This window comes from Microbispora sp. NBC_01389 (assembly GCF_045040095.1).
Taxonomy (GTDB): Bacteria; Actinomycetota; Actinomycetes; order Streptosporangiales; family Streptosporangiaceae; genus Microbispora.
The window spans coordinates 347,617-367,459 of sequence record NZ_CP109552.1 but is presented as its reverse complement, the minus strand read 5'-3'; the positions used below and the strand labels follow the sequence as shown (position 1 = coordinate 367,459).

Sequence of the window (19,843 nt, the reverse complement as noted above, 5' to 3'; positions counted from 1 at the left end):
CAGAGCGTACATCGTTACGTTTGCTTGACCTGATTCGGGCATATGGGGATATATGACCACTTTCGGATGCGGTTCCGCCCGGGGATCGGCACCGGCGAGGCGCTCAACGAGCGTCGTCACGGAGGAGGCCGCCACCGCCTCGACGCCCTGCGGGTCCGCACCCGAGACGCACCTGGACGCCAGTCAGGCCGGCCGTACGAAGGGAGCGCGGCCGCGGCGAACCGAGGTCGCGCTCCTTCAGGCGTTCTCAGGCGTCGTTGGTCGTCAGGGTGTCGGTTCTGACGAGGCGCAGTGACAGCAGCGGCTGGACGAACCACAGCCAGGCGCAGAGCAGCGCAACTCCCGTCCCGACCACCGCGGCGGGCCAGGCGCTGGTCAGCGCGTCCACGACCAGAGCGGTGGAGCAGGCCATGGCGACGGCCAGGGCCAGCGCCCCGGCCACGCCCAGCCGGTTGGCGCGGCGCAGCAGCGGTTCCTTGAGCCCCGACCGGAACAGGATGCGGTGCTGGGTGGCCGGAGCGATCGTGCAGATCGAGGCGAACGCCGCGCTGATGACGGCGATGTAGAACAACCAGTTCCCGGTCGTGTCGACCTTGCTGAAACCGGAGGAGAACGGCAGTGTCAGCAGGAACGCGAAAAGCACCTGCACGCCCGTCGCGGCCACCCGCAGACCCTGCAGCAGCTCGCCGAGCTCGCGGTCGACCCGCTCCTTCGGGCTCTCGTCGGTGTTCTCCAGAGGTTCGAGCACTTCGCTCACTCCGCGGCCTTCATGAGCCGGGCGTAGGCGAACTGGAGCCAGTCGGAGATCGCCACGGCCGCCATGGTGGCGCCCGCGAGCCGGGTCAGGCGGGGAAAGAACACCGTGCCCGCGGCGTAGCCGGTCGCCACCCACTGGGACAGGCAGAACGGGCAGGTCAGCAGCTCGCCCACGGCGTGCTGCAGCCCGTGACCGCGGACCTTCTCGCTCAGCTCGGCCGGGCCGGAGACGCCCTTATAGCGGGTGAAGGGGGCGCGTATCGGGCTGGTCACCGGGTCCTTGGCCAGCGTCCGTGAGAGCCGGTGCGTGAACAGGCCCATGAGCATGAGGTCCATCGGGCTGATCTTCTCGGGCGGCTTCCGGCCGGTCAGCCTGGCCGTGGCCAGCAACGCGGAAACGGCCCCGCCGTACACCGCGAGAACCCGTGTGTACGAGGCGAGCGGACGGTTCTCCTCGCCCTCGTAGGCGCGCTTGATCTCCTGCAGGGTCTCGGTCATGAGCGCGCCCTACCCTCGATTGTTTGCGGCGAACATTGCTGGGCAAGCGACGTGAGTGGGTAGTCACAGTCACGAAGTCACCGACGCGATTCTCGATACGCTCAAGCGCGCCGGCTCCGGGCTCAAGGAGGCCGGGGTGCGTTTCGCCCTGGCCGGGGGCTGCGCCGGGTACGCGAGGGGCGCCGCGCCATCGCTGCACGACGTCGACTTCGCTCTGCTGGAGGAAGACGTCCCGCTCGCGCTGAAGACCCTGGAGGGCCTGGGTTTCCGGACCGCGAGACCACCGGAGGACTGGCTGGTCAAGGCGTTCGACGAGGAGGGTGTGCTCGTCGATCTGATCTTCTCGCTCGCCGAGCGGCCCGTCACCGAGGCCATGCTGGCCCGGGCCGAGCCGATCAACGTCGCCGCGCTGAGCCTTCCCGTCCTCGAAGCCACCGACCTGGTGATCTCCTGGATCATGCCGCTGTCCGAGCACGCCTGCGACTACGGCTCGCTGCTGCCGATGGTCCGGGCGATGCGCGAACAGGTGGACTGGGACAGGGTCGCGTCGGTCGTGGCCCCGTCGCCGTACGCCTCGACGTTCGTCACACTGCTGGAGAAACTGCGCATCGTCGCCCCTACGAATCCGACATCCGACACCAGCTGGCCATGAAGCCGGCCGTACCGGTCTGACGTGCGGGCCCGCCCGGCCAGGCGGAGGGGCCGGGCGCACACGTGGTGAGGGGCCGCGCCGTGGTGGCGCGGCCCCTCACACGTCATGCCGTCACTCCGTCATGCGGTCACAGGGTCTCGCTGCTGTGGGGGAAGCGCCCGTAGTAGTCGGCCAGGCGGTCCCGGTACTCGGGCTGCGTCACCGCCGCCTCGTCGTACTCCGGTGCGTTCTTGATCTCCTGCTTGGTCCTGCTGACGAAGACCTTGCGATCCTCGCGGTCGATGCTCTTCACCACGCTCGCGGGGAGCATGACCTTCTTACCGAAGATCCAGGGGCCCGTGTCGACGACGATGTAGCTTTGGCCGGCCTCGTAGGTGGCCTCGTCCACGGACCCGATCTTCCCGTCCACGGCCTGGACGTCGTACCCGACGACGTCCATCTGCCCTCCGGTGCCGTAAACGGTGTCGGGATACGACCAGAGATCCGGTGTCATTGTGACTCTCCCTTCGTCGTCATTCACCTATCCCGGAGCGCGGAATGGGAATACCCCGACGACGTAAGAGCAGTACAGGGTCCGGCCGCGTCGTGACGCGGGACGACCCCGGACGCCGCTACCCTTGTCGTGCGGGCGCCGCTAGCTCAGTTGGTCAGAGCAGCTGACTCTTAATCAGCGGGTCCGGGGTTCGAGTCCCTGGCGGCGCACCACCACAGCGGTTCACCACCGCCGTTCACCACCGCCGTTCACCACCGCCGTTCACCACCGCCGTTCACCACCGCCGTTCACCATCGCGGTCGACGTGATCCGATCAGCGCGTCAGGGCGCGGTGGAGACGTCGAGGACGGCGGTGAACTCCAGGGCGGGGAAGGAGCCCAGATCCGCCGCGGAGCCGTCGGGCTTGCGCGCCCACAGCGCGTCCATGACCGCCTGACCACCGCTGAGGTCGATGGTCCCGTTGATCTCGATGATCATTGTCTCGCCGGCCGCGTCCCGCTCGACGGGCAGCCAGAAGGTCACCGTGTCGCCGATCCGCAGCCAGCCGCCCTCCGTCGGTCGCAGGCCGGGCCGCTTCGCCAGGTCGGAGAAGGCGAGCCGTCCGTCGCGCTCGGCCCGCCAGACGCCCGCGCCGAGCCACCCCGCCGCGACGCTCCGCCACTCCGGGTCGTCGCCGTGCTGTTCGAGTTTCCGGTACGGAGCCTGGATGCGCAGGTCGACGGGAAGCTCCTGGCCGGTCCACGGCCGGTCGTCGATCAGGCCGGTCCGGTCCGCCGTCGCCTGCGGTGCGGCGGTCGTCACCACGGCCGTGACTGTGGCGGTGGCGCCGGGGACCGGACCGGCCTGCCCGGAGCCTGTCGACGGGCCGGCCCCGAGAGTTCCCGAGGCGAGCAGGCCGGGGACGAGGGCCGAGACCAGGTAGGGCGCGAAGCGCTGCCGGGACGCGTGAACCGGCGTCCAGACGCGGAGCCAGAGCGGGGCGATCAGGGGCCAGGCGACGAGGAGGGCGGTGATCTCGGTGAGCTGGGTCCGGGCCGGCGACAACCACTCGGGCAGCCCCCCGATCACCGTCCGCACCGACTCGCCGAAGGAGGACCCGGTGAGGTTCAGGGCGATCAGCTGGAAGACCACGATCGCGGCGATGCGCACCACGATCGCCAGGGGCCAGAGAGCGGCCAGGGCCGCCGTACCGCCGGGCCACAGGCGCGCGGCCCACAGGCGGAGCCGTAGCGGAGGATGGCTCAGCAGCGCGAGGGCACGCAGGACGGGGTGCGCCCGCGGGCGGGCGGGGCCGAGGGCGCGGGCCAGCGCGGCGGGCCCGACGGCGCTCATCGCGTAACGGTCCGCGCTGAGCTCCGCGGCCCAGAGGCCCGCCACGGGCAGGATCAGGGTGATCGGGAGCGCGGCGACGACCTTCAGGACGGCCGCGAACAGCGACGACCCTCCGGCGCCGTCCGCGACGAGATACACCGCCGACACCGGCGTGAGCACGGCGAGGGCCGCGCCCCACATCCTGACGACCCAGGCGAACGGGCCGGCGAGACCGACGATCAGGTGGTCTCCCTGGCGCAGGTGGGCGACCTCGTGGAGCAGCACGGCCCGGGCCGCCTCCCGGTCCCGGCTCCACAGGCTCACCAGCGGGGGGTAGACCGCGACGCGCGCCTCCCGCCAGCCGACCGGATAGACCCGGGCCAGCCGGTCGTGCCGTTCGCCGAGGCGGACACCGGCGGCGGGGGCGTGGCTCCGGACGAAGGCCGTCATCGCCTCGATCACCGGGTCGTCGCTGGGCAGCAGCCGGTGCCGGTGTTCGGCCCATCGCCCGCGCGCCCCCGGAAACAGCACCCCGGCGATCCCGGCCAGCAGGAGCAGCGCGGGGAGGAACTCCAGGGCCCCGGTCGCGGTCAGGAGCGCCGCCGCGCCACGCTCGGCGTTGGTCAGCAGGGAGCCGACGAGCACCGTCATGCCGTCGGCGTCCTGCCGGAGGCCGTCCAGCGCCCCGGGCACGCCCGGGGCGAGGACCCCGAGGAAGTAGAACCAGAGCCATGGCGGCAGCAGCCAGTCGGAGGAGTCACCGCCTCTTCCGGCGAGCGCCCGCGTGGTCGCCGGCCCGGCCGGAGGCCCCGCGGGTGGGCTGCCGGAAAGCGCCCGGAGGAACGCCTCGATCTCGGCGGGGTCGCGGTCCTGCTGGAAGACCAGCTTGAGGGTGTCGTAGGTGAGCGACTCCGCGCGGTCGCCGGCGACGCCCTGGGCCCGCAGCCGGTTCCGGAGCCCGGCGATGGTCTGGTCGAGCACGGGGGTGGGGTCGGGTGAGGCAGCGGGGTCGGGTGAGGCAGTGTGGCCGGATGAGGCAGCGGGGCCGGGCCGGGGAGCGCGCGGAGGGACGCCGAAGCCGGCGGCCGGCCGCCCCGAACGGAGAGCCAGGATCATGAGCAGATTGACCAGCGGATGGGAGGCCAGCAGGCCGAGCAGGTCGCCGGAGACGACGCGGAGCGCGTCGAGGATGATCGGCAGTTCCCCGGCGCCGACGCCGCCGAAGCCCCCGGGTTCGGCGGCGGCGGCGCGCAGGAGGTCGCGGCGCCGCCGGCCACCGGCCACATACGCCTCGCCCACACGTCCGGCCGAGGCGGCCTCGGCCGGAACGAGATGTTCGGCGAGGCGCCTGGACCAGAATGCGACCGTGTCCACGGGTCCTCCACGGGGTCGAGGTGACGCCGACAGATCGTGACATTGTTTCTTGGGAACGATCCAGCCTTTTCGCGGAGTTTGCGCTATAAATCGAAAAAATCTGATCCCGTGGTGAATCCAGGGAGCGTAAATGGCCGCATCGACGCCAGAACCTTCACATGGCCCCCGGCGGGTGGGGCCATGGCCTCCCAATACCTTTCTCGGTTCGCTTGACCCGGTGACGCGAGACGAGATGCTCTCGGCCGGCGATCCGCTCCAGGTGGCCAGCGGAGAGACGATCGTCATGGAGGGTGACAGGAGGACCAGGCACGTCTTCCTCATCATCCAGGGATACGTGAAAGTCCTGAGCAACAGCGCGGACGGCAAGGTGGCCCTGCTCGCGATCCGCGCGGGGGGAGACCTCGTCGGGGAGTTCGCCGCGCTGGACGGCAGCCCCCGGGTCGCGTCGGTGGTGACGGTCGGCCCGTGCTTCGTGCGCAGGATCGGTCAGCGCGATTTCCTCGACTTCCTCGCCCGGCATCCCGGCGCGGCACTCGCGGTGAACGTGACCGTGGTGGGAAAGCTGCGCCACGCCACCTGGCAGCGCATCGAGATCGGGACCTCCCCCGTACCCGTCCGCGCGGTGCGGATGCTGCTCTACCTCGCCACCCGGTACGGCGAGGCGACGCGCGAGGGCGTGCTGATCGCGTCCCTGACGCAGCAGGAGCTGGCCGCCATGATCGGCTCCCGGGAGAACAGCGTGCACAAGATCCTGCGGGAGCTCAAGGCCCGCAAGGTGATCGAGACGCGGTACGGAAGGATCCTGATCAGAGACAGGCAGGCTCTGTGCGACGCGGCGGGAATCAGCGAAATCCCGCCGGAATACGGAGTCTGGCCGCCGCCGGGACCGCACAGTGAGGAGGACTGACGAGGACGCTGTGTGGGCGGCTGTGTGGTCGGCTGGGTGGGCGGCTGGGTGGGCGGAGGGCGAATGGACGGGTCGGACCCGGTGCGGCGGTTGTGCGCGGTGGTGGAGGCCGAAGGCCCGGTGGACCATCCGTACTCCCCGGTCGCCGACGTCGTCGAGAGCGCGAGCGCGGCGGCCGGGGTCGACCAGATCGCTCTTCAGGTCCTGCCGTCGGGCCTCCTCCTCGTGTTGAGCTCGGGGGTCAACGAGGCGCGCGTGGTCTCCGATCTGAGCCGGGAACTGCGCAACGCGCTGTGGCGGCTGAACCGGCGGCTGTCCGGCGCGCACCGCCTGCGCTGCCGGATCTCCTTCCACCAGGGGCTGGTCCGGCTGACCGACGAGGGGTTCGACGGACAGGCGGTGCGGGTCGCCCGCGACCTGTGCGGCAGCGACGATCTCCGCGCGGCCCTGCTGGAAAGCGCCGAACACGATCTGGCGTTGATCCTCAGTGCCCGGCTCCTCGACGAACTGGCCTATCCGGAGTCGACCGGCCTGCACCGGGAGCAGTTCCGCCGGGTCACCGCGACCGCGCAGGGCAGGCACGTCCCGGCGTACGTCTACGCGTACGGCGAGGCGACGTGAGCGGCGACGTGAGCGGCGACGTGAGCGGGGAGGTGAGCGGGGAGGTGAGCGGGGACGGAGCGGCGCTCGCCGGCGAGCCCGCCACGGTCCTGCTCGCCGAGCCCGTGTACCGGACGGACGGGTGGCTCGCCGAGTGGCGTGAGGTGCCGCCACGACCGCGGGACTCCTTCCTGCTCCGGCTGTTCGCCCGCGGCGAGCTGTGGCTGCGTCCCGGCGGCGCCGCCGAGGCGCGCCTGGCGTCGGGGGAGCCGCTGACCGGCTCCTGGCGGGTGGACGGGCCCTTTCCGCTGGTGCCGACCTCGTGGCCGGACGGAACGGGCACCCTGGACGGGTACCTCTCGGAGGACGCCGGCGGCTGGTGGTTCGACGCCGTCTACACGGGCCCCGGCTGGGTGGGGAGTGCCGTCGTCGCCCGCGTGAGACAGCGCTTCACGCCCCGGGGCCACCTCCGCATGCCGGGGCCCGGCGCCGCTCGGGCTCCTGATGTCGCGTCCGTTCGGGTTCCTGATGTCGCGTCCGCTCGGGCCCGCGAGCCCCGCCCCGGCGCGATGGAGCCGGTCACGTCCCCGCGGCCCGCCTCCCTGGAGGGCCTTCGTACGCTGCTCGACGCCGCGTCGCTCCGGGGCAGGTGGCGGGTCGTCGCCGGCCCGGCGTACGGCACGACCGTGACCGTCTCCTCCGCGAGCGCGTTCGCGGAGCACGGCGGAGGGTTCCTCCGGCTGGCGCGCGGCCCGGACGTCGCCGTCGGCCTGGCGCCGGCGGCTCCGGGCGCCGGATGGGAACTCGTGGTCCTCGCGAGAGTGGACGCGCCCCCGCCGACCCTCTCCGGGGTGGGAGACAGGATCGAAGACGGGGCGGCGCTGCGCCGTCTCGGCATCGAGTTGCTGGCCGCCGGGAGGTTCGGCCAGGCCGCGCCGATCCTCGACCGCGCGGCCGAGTTGTCCGCGGGCGGCGAGGCGTCCACGAGCACCGGCCGCGTGATCGACCTGCTCGGGCTGTGCGACGCGCGGATCCGCTGCGCGTTCGCCGGATCCCGCTTCGCCGTCCTGCCCGCGGCGCTGGTCGCCGCGGCGGACGTACGGCGTGAGATCACGCTCGGGCCCGGGGCCTTCACCCCCTGGCTCGACACGCTCCGGTTCCTTCGGGACACGGCCGAACCGCTGGGTGAGTCGTTGCGCCGGATCGCGGATCTGGCGGGTGCCGGCCCGTCGTCCTCCGGCCTCGCCGCCGCCGCGGCCGAATGCGCGGAGGCGGCCGAGACCGTGTGCGGCGTGCTGCGCTCGACGGGATCGCCGTCGGACGGCCCGGAGACGATCGAGTCGTCGGCGGCGCGCGTGGACCACGCCCTGGCCGCCGGTCAGGACGCGATGCGGGAGACGGCGGACGCGCTGGCCGCCCACGGGGCGCCCGAGCCCGGGTCGGCGGGTGAACTGGTGCTGTTGTCCGCACGCGGCGGCGCCGACGCGCTCGCTCTCATGCGTGACCGCCTCGCCCGGTCGGCCCCCGCGGCCGCGGCGAGATTCGTGCTGGACCAGGCCCGTGAGGCGGCCGGTGTCACCGCCGGCTACGTCGAGGTGTGGCGTGCCCTGCTCGACTCCCACTGGGAAAAGATCATCTCAACTGATCAGGCACTGCCGTTCTACGAGCGGATGGTGACGCTGCTGCTCGATCTCGACGCGCCCGAGGACGCCCTGGTGGCCTCCGAGATGGCCCGGGCCCGCGCTTTCGGCGACACGCTGCGCGAGAACCGGGCCGGACCCGGCGATCCGGCCCGGGGTCTGGGCGGCGCCCCGCCGGTGAGCCGCGAGGGGCTGAGGGACATCCTCACCCGCCACGACGCCGTCGTCGTCGAGTATTTCCTCGCGGGCGACCTGCTCACCGTCTGGGTCTGGCCGCGCGGGGGCCCGCTCACACGGGTCACCCGCCGCGTCGACCGGGCCGGGCTGGAGGAGACGGTGAAGGAGTTCGGCCGGCTCGCGCGGACGGCGCGGCACGACGCGGCGTCGCGGGCGGCGATGGCCGCCGCGCTGCGCCGGCTCGGCGAGGTGCTGTGGGACGTCGTCCCGGCCGGCCTGCTGCCCGCCGATCCGGACGAACCGGTCACGGTGGTTCCGCACCTCGAGTTGTTCCACGTGCCGTTCGCCGCGCTCCGCGACGCGTCCGGGACGTACCTCGTCGAGCGCCACGCGATCCGGGTGCTGCCCGCGCTGGCCATGATCCCCGATCTGACCGCGCCGCGCCCGGGACGGCCCGCGAACGCCCCTCCCGAACTGGTGGCGCTGGTCAATCCGCGCCCGCTCCCCGAGGGGCCACAACTCGACTGGACGCAGGAACGTTTCGGCGAGATCACCGGCATGTACGGCGAACCCGTCCGGCTGTACACGGGGGAGAAGGCCACCGCCGCGACCCTGCGCGAGGTCGCGGGCACCGGGACGGTCCTGTACTTCGGCACCCACGGCCGCGCGGTCACCGAGGTCGACGACGATCCGATGATGTCGTACCTCGTGCTCGCGCCCTCCGCCGGTCACGACGGGTACCTGCGCGCCCTGGAGGTGCCCGGGCTCGGCCTCGCGGCCGATCTGGTGATCCTCGCGGCCTGTGAGACCGGCGGCGGAGCGGCGACCGCGGACGGTGTCATCGGACTGAGCCGCGCGTTCCTCACCTCCGGGCCCACCGGGCTGATCACGACCCTCTACCCGGTCGGCCAGCACGCCGGCTTCTACCTGATGGCCGACTTCCACGAGTCCTGGCTGCTCGACGGGCTGGAGCCGGTGAGCGCTCTCCGGCACGCACAGGCCCGTGCCGCCTCGGCCCAGCGGGTCACCGCGCAGGAGCCGCACCTGTGGGCGGCGTTCACGTTCTTCGGCTTGGGCTCCGTCACGCGCGCCGCGGGGGAAGCTCCGACGGCGCAGGCAAGAGAGGCGACACCGAGATGACCGACCAGACAGCCGCCCTCCCTGGTCCGTACGGGCAGGCCGACGACGCGCCGTCCGACGCACCGTCCGAGGCGCCGGACGGCTTCCCCTCCGGGGAACTGCTCGCCCGCTCCGACCTGTATGGGGCGGAGCATTTGCTCGGCCACGGGACGCAGCGCCCGCGCGAGTCCGGGGTGGACATCGCCCGGCCCTTCGTTCACCCGGTGCCGGACGAGACGCTCTCCCCGGTGCTGCGCGGCCGCGCCGAGACCATGGGCGTACGGCACTACGAGGCGCTGTTCGCGTTCGACCTGGAGGAACTGCCCGCCGACCGCCGTTACACGGGAGTGCGGTTCGAGGTGCGCCTCGTCGACGACGACGCGGTCGCGTTGCGTCTCGGGGTGGGCGAGACGCTGATGGACGACGTCCTGGGCCCGTGGCCGAGCAGTGGGCCGCCGGCCGCGTCGCCGGGTGCTCCGGCTGGCGCGGAAGGGCGGTACCGGCGGCTGCTCAACCGGCTGCGCGACGTGCCGGGCGACCCGGAGCCGCGCGTCTTCGGCGCGGGGCGCCCGTCGTTCGGGTTCACCCTCTCGGCCGAGCCCGGGCGTCCGCTGACCCGCCGGTCGTACGGCCTGCGCGTGCTGCTCGAACTGCCCGGCGACGTTCCGGACCTCGCGGGCAGCCTCGTCGTCGGCACCACGATCAGCCGGGTCCGCCGTACGCGCTCGGATCTCCTGGAAGCCGCACTGGCGACGGCCGAGACCTTCGGCGAGCCGCTTCCCGCGCCGGAGAGGCCGCACGCGGGGGCGCGGCAGAAGACCGGCGGGGCCGCCGTGCGGCTGTGCGTCGCGACGGACATCGAGAAGTACAGCAGGTTCACCGACGACGAGGCCGCTCTGCGGGCGCAGAAGCGGCTGGTGACCGTGCTGGCCGCCGCCCGGCGCCGGGCGGGCATCGACGAGTCCCGCGTCGACCTGCAGGAGCAGGGCGACGGTCAGTTCGCGGCGCTGCCGCCGGACATCGAGGAGAGGCGGGTCATCCCCGACCTCGTGCGGGCGCTGCGACTGGAGTTGCACGACGTCAACGCCGAGCTGAACAGGGACGCGATGCTCCGGCTCCGGGTCGCCATGTGCCGGGGCTCGATCCGGCGCGGCGCGAACGGATACGTCGGCCGGACGGTCATCGCGGTCCACCGCGTGCTCGACGCGCCGTCCGTCCGCGCCGCGCTCGCGAACGAGGAGACGGCGACGATGGTCATCGCCGTTTCGGACTCCGTCTTCATGGAGGTCGTCGCACAGGGGAGCGGTGATCTGGACCCCGACGACTTCCAGCAGGTCAGTGCCAAGCTGCCGGAGAAGGGCTTCGAGGAGACCGCGTGGATCCTGGTGCCGCCTCCCGTTCGCCGGGCCGGGGGCTCCTGACGCGCTCGCCGGCCTGAAGGCGGGAACACCGGAGCGCCCCGGGTGACCGGGGCGCTCCTTTCGGACACTCTCTAGTGGTACGTCTTGCGCCCCGCCCGGTAGGTGAGGCCCCACTGGTAGGCCGCGTCCATGCCCCGGTGCCCCCGGCTGAAGTAGCGCATCTCACGGCGGATGCCGAGCTCCTCGCCCACCCTGTGGAGCATGAAGACCGCGCACACCCGGGCCCGCGGGTTGGCGTCGTCCAGCATGACCTCGATGGGCGGGCCGCTCACCGGAAACACCGTGGTGACCGCCCCGGCCGCGGCCCAGTTGGGCACCCCGTCGAAGATGTGCGCGAAGACGAGGATCCGGCGGATCAGATGGACCTGCGCCATGTCGACGATCATGTTCTCGCCGCCGCTGCCGCCCCGCCGCTCGTCCCGGTCCAGCATGATCACCGGATCGGCGCCGTCCTTCGGCACCCGGAACTTGTCACCGAGCGCCTGGACGCAGCCCCGGCTGCCGTCGGTCAGCTCCCACAGGCAGCACAGGTCCAGGTCGACGGGGACCGTCTCCGACGATCTCCAGTCGAGGTTGATCCGCATCTGCCCGCCCCCGCGCGGGATCGACATCCTCGGCGCTTCCTTGGTGAGGACCACCCTGTAGTCGTCCGGCTCTCTGTAGTCGTCCGGCTCTCTGTGGTCGTCCGGCCCTCTGTGGTCGTCCGGCACCGTCTTCACCTCTCATCTGTGCGTGACGTTCCGCGCGACGGCGCCGCCCCGGCCGGGGCGGCGTCCCGACCGGCGTTCTCGCGCCGGTTGCGCAGGGCCGAGGACGCCGTCGCCGTACCGATGAAGGCGAGCCCGACCAGGCCGGTGAGGATCTCCGGTACGGAGCGGCCGAGGCCGATCAGCATGATCGCGGCCAGCGCCCCGATCGCCCAGTGGGCGCCGTGCTCCAGGTAGACGTACTCGTCCAGCGTGCCCCGGCGGACCAGGAAGATCGTGAGTGAACGGATGTACATCGCGCCGATCCCCAGGCCGAGGGCGATGATCAGGAGCTCGTCGCTGATCGCGAAGGCGCCCACGACCCCGTCGAAGGAGAACGAGGCGTCCAGCACCTCCAGGTAGAGGAAGAGGGACAGGCCGGCCCGCCCGGCGGCGGCGGCCGGGCCCGGCCGCCGCGAGTCCTCCTCCCGCTGTTCCGCCTCGAACAACCTCCCCAGGCTGTTGACCAGCAGGTACGTGACGATCCCCAGAGCTCCGGCGACGAGCGCCGGCCCGGGTTCCGGAGCGAGGTAGGTGGTGGTCGCGACCAGCACGACCAGGGCGACCACGACGGACAGCTGGTCGAGCTTGCCGATCCGCGCGAGCGGCCGCTCCAGCCAGGCCAGCCACGCGAACTCGCGCTCCTCGAAGATGAAGTCCAGGAAGATCATGAGAAGGAAAACGCCGCCGAACGCCGCGATGAGCGGGTGCGCCTCGTGCAGACGCCTGCCGTACTCGGCGGCGTCGTTCAGCGCCAGCCCGATCGCCTCGCCCGGGCTCATCCGGGCGGTGATCCCGACGACCACCAGCGGGAACAACAGCCGCATCCCGAACACCGCGATCACGATGCCGGCCGTGAGGAACATCCGCTGCCAGAGCGGGCTCATCCGTTCGATCACCCGCGCGTTCACCACCGCGTTGTCGAACGACAGCGAGATCTCCAGGATCGCCAGGACGGCCACCAGCACGAAGGCCTTCGGCCCGCCGAGCACGAGCGCGGTCAGCAGGCCGAACGCCGTCACGCCGAGCGGCCAGCGGAAGATGCGGAGGATCACGAGGCCACGTCCACACCGAAGACGGTCGCGATAGCGCGAAGCCCGCCGCTGTGGCCCTCGCCGATCGCCCGGAAGCGCCACCCCGTCCTGTGCAGGAAGAGCTCACCGAAGATCACGGCAGGGTACGCCGACGCCTCCTCGGTGAGGTCGTAGCGGATCAGCTCGGCGGAGGTCGTCTCGTCGACCACCCGGATGTACGCGTCGCGCACCTGGCCGAAGGTCTGCCCGCGGACCTCGCCCTCGTAGATCGACACGGCGAAGACGATCCGCGCGCAGCGGCCGGGAACCTCCGCGAGGTCGACCCGGATGACCTCGCAGTCTCCGCCGCTCGATCCGGTCCGGTCGTCGCCGGTATGCTCGACCGAGCCGTCCGGGCTGGTCAGGTTGTGGTAGAAGACGAAGTGCTTGTCGGTCAGCACCCGGCCGGCTCCGCTCACCAGCAGCGCCGAGGCGTCGAGGTCGGCGTCCTCGCCCGCGGCCTTCCAGCCGAGACCGACGAGGATCCTGGTCAGGTCGCGGATCGGGGCGTCGGCGCCCTTCGAGAGGTTCACACTCATCTGACGTCCTTCAGGAATCCGCCTGGGTGTAATGACGGCGCTGGTGCCGGTCGAGGATCGCCGGCCCGTACCGTGAGGCGTCCGGGTCGTCGAGCGCGCCTATGAGCGCGTCCATGTAGATGGTCTCCACATGGTCGAAGCCGCCGTCGATCTGCGCCGTGTACACGTCCCGCTTCTGCTTGAGGGTCGCCAGGTAGTCGCCGAGCTCGGCGCCGTACCTGTCGGACTCCTCCTGACGTGCCTGCGCGATCTCCAGGGCCTGCGCGGCACGGTGCAGCTTCATCCGCTGCTCCTTCAGATCCCGGTCGTTCGGGTTGCCCGTACGGCGCCCCAGCTCCGTGGCGATCAAAGCAGTGAAGATCATCAATGCCAGGAACAGGACGACGGTGGCGAACAGCTTCCAGCCCTCGGTCGCCGGAGGGATCGTGATGGTCGTACCCGACAGCCTGATCTCGGTGGTCCCGGAGATCGCCACCAGCCGCAGCGACACGACCGCGCCGATGGCGGCGAGCCAGATCACCGGGATGAGGAACAGGATGACCGGGCGGCCGGCGAGGCCGCGCCGGCGTCCACGTCCGCCTTCTCCCTCCTCGTCGTCCTCGGCCCGGCGCCCGCGCCGCCCGCGGTGTTCCTGCCACTCGCGGAAGCTGCGGCCGTACATGTGCGGTCCGAAGACGAAGACGAAGATCGCGCCCACGGCCAGCGCGTACGTCATGATCGTCGCGTCGCCCCAGGCCAGGAACGTCGCGTAGTAGATGGGGACCTCGATGGTGAGCAGCACGAGCAGGAGCAGCACCGGCACGCCCCACAGGCGGAGCATCTCCCGCAGGCCGCCGCCGAGGGCGATCGAGCTGGGCCTGCCGTCTCCCACCCACCGGGACGGCCCGAGCTCCAGGCGCTCCACCCGTCCGTGCGCCATCTCGTAGGCGGTGCGATCGCGGACGTACTGCTCCTGGACGGCCTCGGAGTGCCTGACGTGGGCCGCCTGCGCGGACCGTGCGGCCAGCTCCTGCTCCTGGAACTGCGCGTTGAGATCTTCGAGGGCCAGTTGCCGCTCGGCGTCGAGGACGAGGAGATGCTGCGGTTCGAAGCCCTGCGTCTTGATCGTGACCGTGTCGAGAGCCTTGCTTCCGGCGTCCGCCGCGCCCCTGGACTCCGCGCGGCTCCGCAGCGCGGCCCAGTCGGGCAGGCGGACGTGGGCGGGCCGCCACCTGGCCGGGGGAACGGTCACGTCGTGCGCGTCCTGCCGGGTGCGGGTGAGAGATTTCACGGCCATGGGCATGGAGACTCCTCCGGGGAGGGATGCGGGGATCGCTAATGGATGGTGAGGTTCGACGCGCCGACGCCGGCCGTGGCGAAGATCGATTTCCACAGGGACTCGAGCGGGGGGACGCATTCCGGCCGGCGCTCGGACAGCAGGTTGAAGCCGTAGACGTCGATCGCCGAGCCCCCGAGATCGGCGATCAGCTCCTTTTCCTTCAACCCGGTCACGATGCTCGTACGAGCGGACTCGGCGCCGACGTCGCACGCGCTCAGGTCGAGACCCCCCGTGTTGCTCATCAGGTCGCTGAACACGGCGATCCTGCGTCCCCCGCCGGAATCGGGCGCGGCGGCCAGCCGGTCGGCCATCACGCGGAGCCCGCCCAGGACGTCGGACCCCCTGGCGTCGTCCAGGGCGCAGGTCCGCAGGCGTTCGGCTCGTGCCGCGGCCTCCTGGAGCAGCTTCTGGTGGACTCTCTTGTCGGTGAGTTCGTTGTTCGTGTCGGCGTAGAGCGGTATGGGCGCCTCCTGGCACGGGGAGCCCTCCGAGTTTCCGGTGATCGCGGCGTAGGCCACCCATCCGCAGCCGTCCAGGAACGCGGGCAGGTTCCGGTCGACGATGGACTTCGAGACCTCGTAGCCACGGAATCCGGTGATGTCCATGACGACGCCGCAGGACGCCGTCTGTCTGTCGTCGGCGAAGCAGCCCGCGGCCGACAGGGTGGCGAGGGCGAGGGCCGCGAGTGCCGCGCGGGCGCGCCGGGGAGGAGTGTTCACGGTGTTCACCGATCCGGGTGGTGGTTGTGGTCGCCGCTCTCGATCGAGCGGGGGTTCATGTCACGCCGCCACAGGTCGAGCCACTGCTCCCAGGCCTGGTCGGCGCTGTCGCGGACGCCTCTCGGAATCGCGGCCCGGAGCCGGGCCCCTGGGTCCTCGAACCAGTCGTCGAGCAGTTCGAACCGCCGGGGCCGCCACCTCCGGGCGATCTCACCGGCGTTCTCGTGGGTGCTCAGGAGACCGTCCCGGTAACAGATGACCAGGGTCTCGGCCGCGTGCAGCGCCTTGCGCGCCTCCTCCTTGTACCGCCACCACGTCTGCAGCCAGTTGCTGTCCGCGGTGGTCAGCAGGGTCACGTGACCCTCGATGTCCGCGTTGTGTTTCCGGATCTTCTGCTCCAGCCGCATCCGGACGGCCTCCTCCGGCGTCAGGAACCGCACCTCGTCCCACGACTCGCCCCGATGGGGCGCGCCGGCGCGTTCCAACGCGAGGATGTCGGGGTTGAGACCGGCGCTGATCGCCTGAACCTCGCTCACCAGCTGGCTCAGGGTTACCAGGGCACCCTGCGTCTGTTGTTCGATCAGCCCCAGGGCCTTCGCCCGCTCGTTCAGAAGCTCCGACTGCTGAAATTCGAACTGCTCGAAAATGCACTGAACGGCGGGAGGCTCGAACGCGGGGTCCTCAATGAAAATCTTGTAGTACGCCGTCTTCTCTCCGTCGGCCACGCCGGCTCGCCGGGCCTTCTCACAGGTGATGGCCTCCCTGGCCTCCCCGGCCTGCCCGGGGTCCGTTTCCTTCGCCATTTGGCCGTGACCCCTCCCTTCACGGTGCCGTCTGGCTCGATCAGGTCTCAGAATGCGAGAGGCAGGCGTGCGAGACACCCCATAAATCCGGTTTTCGGTTGTGGCGGTCCCGGGATAACCCACCGCGAGGTACGCCCGCTCCGCGTGCGCGACAACCCGCTTTTATCAGGGGTTCTCCGATCTCGGCCGCCGCATGCTGGAGGGCCGATCGGACGTCGCCGGCCGCTTCGGCGCCCGCGGTGGCCGTACCCGGGATCACGGTCCCGGCGGCCGGCGAGTCCGCGGCGCTCGCCACCGGGCTTGAGGCCGCGGAGCCGGAGACCACGGAGCCGGAGACCACGGAGCCGGACACCACGGAGCCGGAGGTCGTGGAGACGGAGACCTCCGAGGACGACGACACCGACGATGAGGCCGGGGACGAGGCCCAGCATCGACCTGGCGTACGTCGAGACGGCCGGCCGGACGATCAGCGTCAGGCCGGATGAGCGGGTGGCCGCCACGCTCGGCAACAACTTCACGGCGGAAACCGGCCTGTTGGCCGGACTCTACGCCCCGGTGTCGGGGCAGTTGTCGATCACAATCGACGATGACGGCGACATCTCGGGCAGCGTCGAGCTCGTGGGGTACGGCGGCGCCGGTTTCGGGGAGATCCGCTACCAGGCGGAGATCAGCGGCCACCGCGCCTGACCACCTGCCGCGGTGCTTCCGCACGGGGCCGCCGGCCGCGCCGGCACGACCCGGGTCAGTGCTGGGAGGCTCAGTGCTGGGAGGCTTCGTACCAGAGGTAGGGGATCGACCAGTCCCAGTGCTCGGCCTCGTCCGTTTCCCGTACCGGGTCGGGCTCGTGTGACCACAGTACGGCGCCGGGTACACCGAACTGGGCGGCCCAGTATCGCCCGAGCCGTACGAATCCCCGGCCGAGGGCGCAGGCCATCCGCTTCACCAGTGCGAGCATCACCGGGCACCACTCCTCGTACGCTCTGGCACGCCACTGCTTGTGCCCCAGATCACCATGGATCCGGAAATAAAGATTTAATCTGGTCGATTCCTCGAAGTAAATGGTCAGACGACCTCATGGCGGTCTCAGGAGCCGAGCAGTTCGTGCAGGCCCCAGCCATCGGCGTCCTCCACCACCCGCAGCGCCAGCTCCGCGCGACCGGCCATGTCGAGCGGCGCGACACCGGAGACCGCGTGGCCGTGCGCGAGCCGGTCGAGCGCGGCCCCGACGAGCGGCCCCGCCGTCCGTACGGTCGACGGCAGCGCGATCGAGCGCGTCGACCCGCCGTGCAGCACGATGTTGCGCTGGCGATAGAGGCGCCGGAAGCAGCCGCGCAGATAACGCTCCACGCGGCCGAGCGTCACGGACGGCGCGGCGGCCAGTTCGCGCATCCGCCCGAGGGCCGCCGTCGTCACCGGATCGTCCAGGTGGACGACCGGGTCGGCGGCCAGCCACCGCACCATGCGCCGTACCCGTTCCCGGTTGTTGCCGCCGATCGCGTCGAGGTCGCGCCGCAGGCGCGGGTCACCCTCACGGATGCGGGGGTCGTAGCTCAGCGCGGTCAGTTCCGCCCGCGGCCACCCGGCGGTCACCAGCGCGGCGGCGCGGTCCGCGGCCACCGCCCGGCCCTCCTCGCGGTCCGCCTCGTCGGTGTCGCAGAAGAGCAGCGACTCGATCGCGGCCCATGCTCCGGCGACGGCGGTGCTCGGGGAGCTCTCCGTGAGCGGCGCGGCGAGTTCGAGCGCGTCGTCGATGCGCAGGCCGTGGGCGCCGGAGTCGGGCAGGTCGTAGAGCACGCCCACCCGCTCCAGGGAGAGCACGGTGACCGCCGGATCGCCCCGCCGGAAGTCCTGAGGCTCCGCCAGGCCGGTGAGGAACACCTGGGGATAGACGTCCAGCGCCGTCTGCCCGCGCCGGTACCGCACCCTGTTGCGCACCCGGTCGAACAGCTCGGTCACCTGCTGCACCGCCGAGACATGGTCACGTGCCCGTACGCGAAAGAGCAGCCCTCCACTCGCGCGGACGGCGGTGACGTGCGGAAACTGGATGAGCAGGCGGTGGCGCACCTCTTCCTTCGGCACCCAGTGCGGAGACTTGAGCGCCACCTGCGGGGCGGGCACCTTGTCCTGGATGACGATCAGCCCCTCGTACTCCTGATCGCCACGCGACTCCAGGTCCAGGAGAAGATCGATCAGGTCCACCGAGCCGGCCGACGCGTCCAGCCGCGACTTGATCTCCTGGCGGAGGAAATCCTGATGGAACCCCTCGTCGAGCAGATGTGAGGCGATGCACCGGGCGGAACGTTCCACATGCACGTGACCGCTGGTGAGGACGTCACGCCAGCGTCTCAGATAGCCGTCGGCGACCAGGTCCGACAGGAGCGCCATGTTCCGCTGGCTGCGGGCGCCCGGCCTGATCGGTTTGAGGCAGGTCAGGTGGATGTGCCGGCGAATCTGCCCGTCGCCCAGCGCGCTGTCGGTCTTGAGCCTCCGCAGCAGCGACTCGCGTGCGTACCAGGCCAGGGAGCCCTGCGAGAGAACATGGCGTCCCACCCACTCAGCCGCCTCCACGGCTTCGCGCAGCGCGAGCACGGTGCCCACATCCCACAGCCGGCGATGCCAGGGCCGCCAGGACTCCAGCAGTTCCTGCACCCGGGCGTTGACCAGGGTGCCGGTCTCCGGTCTTGCGGTGGCGGCTCGCATCGGTGTCGGATCCTTTCGGTTCGGCCGCGTGACCGCCGCGTTACTGGTTGCGAGCATGCCAGGCGGGAAGCTATCCTGGGAAGCACTTAGGCAGGGGAGCCGCCCGGAAGGGCCGCTCCCCATCGCCTTTTCTGGGGGTTGTGCGGCATCCAGTTTGGCCGATCAAGCGCCAGCCGTCACAGTTTTCGTACAACTCGGCCACCCTTCGTGACCTTCTTCGCTTTCCGTGCCTCGTACTGGCGGCGCCCTGTGGCGCTTCCGGTCCTCGTACGAGGGCAGTGAGACCCCCGGCGTCCGCGTATCGTTCTCGAAACGCGAGTGACCGGAGGTGCCGATGCGGCTGGAGGCCGTCTTCTTCGACGTCGGGGAGACCCTGGTGGACGAGACCCGGGAGTACGGCACCTGGGCCGACTGGCTCGGAGTGCCACGGCACACCTTCTCCGCCGTGTTCGGCGCCGTCATCGCCCGCGGCGGGGACTACCGGGAGACCTTCCAGCACTTCCGGCCGGGGTTCGACCTCCACGCCGAGCGGGAGCGCCGGGCCCGGGAGGGGCACGCCGAGACCTTCGGCGAGGAGAACCTCTATCCCGACGCGCGGCCGTGCCTCGCCGAACTGCGGGAGATGGGGCTGCGCGTCGGGCTCGCCGGCAACCAGACCTCCCGCGCCGAAAGCATCCTGCGCACCCTCGGCCTGCCCGTGGACGTGATCGGCACCTCCGACGGCTGGGGCGTGGAGAAGCCCGCCCCGGCCTTCTTCGAGCGCGTGGTGGCGGAGGCCGGCTGCCCCGCGGAGTCGGTTCTCTACGTGGGTGACCGGCTCGACAACGACATCCGGCCCGCCCAGCGGGCCGGGCTGCGCACCGCCCTCGTACGGCGAGGCCCCTGGGGGCACGTCGTCCGGGACGAGAAGGTGACCCGGGCGTGCCTGTTCCGCGTCGACTCGCTCGACGAGTTACCCGCCCTGGTCCGCAAGCACAACGGCGACTGACGGCTCAGC

19 protein-coding genes and 1 tRNA gene are annotated in these 19,843 nt (G+C 71.3%); 8 read left to right on the top strand and 12 right to left on the bottom strand.

The window, feature by feature from the left end:
• Positions 1-247: 247 nt before the first annotated feature.
• Positions 248-757, bottom strand: a complete 510-nt coding sequence (locus OG344_RS01745; protein WP_405086675.1) for a DUF6328 family protein — start codon at positions 755-757, stop codon at positions 248-250.
• A complete protein-coding gene (locus tag OG344_RS01740) occupies positions 754-1,254 on the bottom strand; it encodes a DUF1360 domain-containing protein (protein WP_405086674.1) in 501 nt (166 codons plus the stop codon). The genes OG344_RS01745 and OG344_RS01740 overlap by 4 nt, the downstream gene beginning before the upstream one ends.
• Positions 1,255-1,309: 55 nt before the next feature.
• On the opposite strand from OG344_RS01740, the gene OG344_RS01735 reads away from it, so the two are divergent.
• Positions 1,310-1,906 (top strand): nucleotidyltransferase, encoded by a 597-nt coding sequence (locus OG344_RS01735; RefSeq protein WP_405086673.1) that lies wholly within the window; start codon positions 1,310-1,312, stop codon positions 1,904-1,906.
• Positions 1,907-2,033: 127 nt separating this feature from the next.
• On the opposite strand, the gene OG344_RS01730 is transcribed toward OG344_RS01735, so the two are convergent.
• Complete coding sequence (locus tag OG344_RS01730; RefSeq protein WP_405086672.1) at positions 2,034-2,399, bottom strand: PRC-barrel domain containing protein; 366 nt, start codon at positions 2,397-2,399, stop codon at positions 2,034-2,036.
• Positions 2,400-2,534: 135 nt separating this feature from the next.
• Here OG344_RS01730 and OG344_RS01725 point away from each other — a divergent pair.
• A tRNA-Lys gene (locus OG344_RS01725) sits at positions 2,535-2,611 on the top strand.
• Between the two features lie 109 nt (positions 2,612-2,720).
• Here the strand turns inward: OG344_RS01725 and OG344_RS01720 are convergent.
• On the bottom strand, positions 2,721-5,084 hold the full coding sequence (locus OG344_RS01720; protein ID WP_405086671.1) for a M48 family metalloprotease: 2,364 nt from the start codon (positions 5,082-5,084) through the stop codon (positions 2,721-2,723).
• 217 nt (positions 5,085-5,301) lie between these two features.
• Between OG344_RS01720 and OG344_RS01715 the strand changes: the two genes are divergently transcribed.
• From OG344_RS01715 to OG344_RS01700, 4 genes are all read left to right on the top strand, one after another.
• A complete protein-coding gene (locus OG344_RS01715) occupies positions 5,302-5,991 on the top strand; it encodes a Crp/Fnr family transcriptional regulator (RefSeq protein ID WP_327047491.1) in 690 nt (229 codons plus the stop codon).
• Between the two features lie 63 nt (positions 5,992-6,054).
• On the top strand, positions 6,055-6,612 hold the full coding sequence (locus tag OG344_RS01710) for a hypothetical protein (protein WP_405086670.1): 558 nt from the start codon (positions 6,055-6,057) through the stop codon (positions 6,610-6,612).
• Positions 6,609-9,548 carry a CHAT domain-containing protein gene (locus OG344_RS01705; protein WP_405086669.1) on the top strand — a complete coding sequence of 980 codons (2,940 nt, stop codon included), beginning with the start codon at positions 6,609-6,611 and terminating at the stop codon, positions 9,546-9,548. Before OG344_RS01710 ends, OG344_RS01705 begins: the two co-directional genes overlap by 4 nt.
• On the top strand, positions 9,545-10,948 hold the full coding sequence (locus tag OG344_RS01700) for a hypothetical protein (protein ID WP_405086668.1): 1,404 nt from the start codon (positions 9,545-9,547) through the stop codon (positions 10,946-10,948). The genes OG344_RS01705 and OG344_RS01700 overlap by 4 nt, the downstream gene beginning before the upstream one ends.
• Before the next feature lie 71 nt (positions 10,949-11,019).
• Here OG344_RS01700 and OG344_RS01695 read toward each other — a convergent pair whose 3' ends face one another.
• The 6 genes from OG344_RS01695 to OG344_RS01670 are packed head-to-tail and all read right to left on the bottom strand — an operon-like array spanning position 11,020 to position 16,146.
• On the bottom strand, positions 11,020-11,658 hold the full coding sequence (locus OG344_RS01695) for a hypothetical protein (RefSeq protein WP_405086667.1): 639 nt from the start codon (positions 11,656-11,658) through the stop codon (positions 11,020-11,022).
• A 5-nt stretch (positions 11,659-11,663) separates the two neighbouring features.
• The gene (locus OG344_RS01690) at positions 11,664-12,749 is read right to left on the bottom strand and encodes a DUF475 domain-containing protein (protein ID WP_405086666.1); all 1,086 of its coding nucleotides are present in this window, start codon (positions 12,747-12,749) and stop codon (positions 11,664-11,666) included.
• Positions 12,746-13,306 (bottom strand): TerD family protein, encoded by a 561-nt coding sequence (locus OG344_RS01685; protein ID WP_405086665.1) that lies wholly within the window; start codon positions 13,304-13,306, stop codon positions 12,746-12,748. Before OG344_RS01685 ends, OG344_RS01690 begins: the two co-directional genes overlap by 4 nt.
• Positions 13,307-13,316: 10 nt before the next feature.
• Entirely contained in the window at positions 13,317-14,582 is a 1,266-nt protein-coding gene (locus tag OG344_RS01680; protein ID WP_405086664.1) for a hypothetical protein, read from the bottom strand.
• A 38-nt stretch (positions 14,583-14,620) separates the two neighbouring features.
• Positions 14,621-15,343 carry a hypothetical protein gene (locus tag OG344_RS01675; protein ID WP_405086663.1) on the bottom strand — a complete coding sequence of 241 codons (723 nt, stop codon included), beginning with the start codon at positions 15,341-15,343 and terminating at the stop codon, positions 14,621-14,623.
• A 5-nt stretch (positions 15,344-15,348) separates the two neighbouring features.
• Entirely contained in the window at positions 15,349-16,146 is a 798-nt protein-coding gene (locus OG344_RS01670) for a hypothetical protein (protein WP_405086662.1), read from the bottom strand.
• 405 nt (positions 16,147-16,551) lie between these two features.
• On the opposite strand from OG344_RS01670, the gene OG344_RS01665 reads away from it, so the two are divergent.
• Positions 16,552-16,833 carry a hypothetical protein gene (locus tag OG344_RS01665; RefSeq protein WP_405086661.1) on the top strand — a complete coding sequence of 94 codons (282 nt, stop codon included), beginning with the start codon at positions 16,552-16,554 and terminating at the stop codon, positions 16,831-16,833.
• A 70-nt stretch (positions 16,834-16,903) separates the two neighbouring features.
• Here OG344_RS01665 and OG344_RS01660 read toward each other — a convergent pair whose 3' ends face one another.
• Both OG344_RS01660 and OG344_RS01655 read right to left on the bottom strand, forming a co-directional pair.
• On the bottom strand, positions 16,904-17,101 hold the full coding sequence (locus OG344_RS01660) for a hypothetical protein (RefSeq protein ID WP_405086660.1): 198 nt from the start codon (positions 17,099-17,101) through the stop codon (positions 16,904-16,906).
• A gap of 128 nt (positions 17,102-17,229) precedes the next feature.
• A complete protein-coding gene (locus OG344_RS01655) occupies positions 17,230-18,846 on the bottom strand; it encodes a hypothetical protein (RefSeq protein WP_405086659.1) in 1,617 nt (538 codons plus the stop codon).
• A 334-nt stretch (positions 18,847-19,180) separates the two neighbouring features.
• Here OG344_RS01655 and OG344_RS01650 point away from each other — a divergent pair, with 334 nt between their 5' ends.
• Positions 19,181-19,834: an HAD family hydrolase gene (locus OG344_RS01650; protein WP_405086658.1), complete on the top strand. Its 654-nt coding sequence runs from the start codon at positions 19,181-19,183 to the stop codon at positions 19,832-19,834.
• The last annotated feature ends 9 nt before the right edge of the window (positions 19,835-19,843 follow it).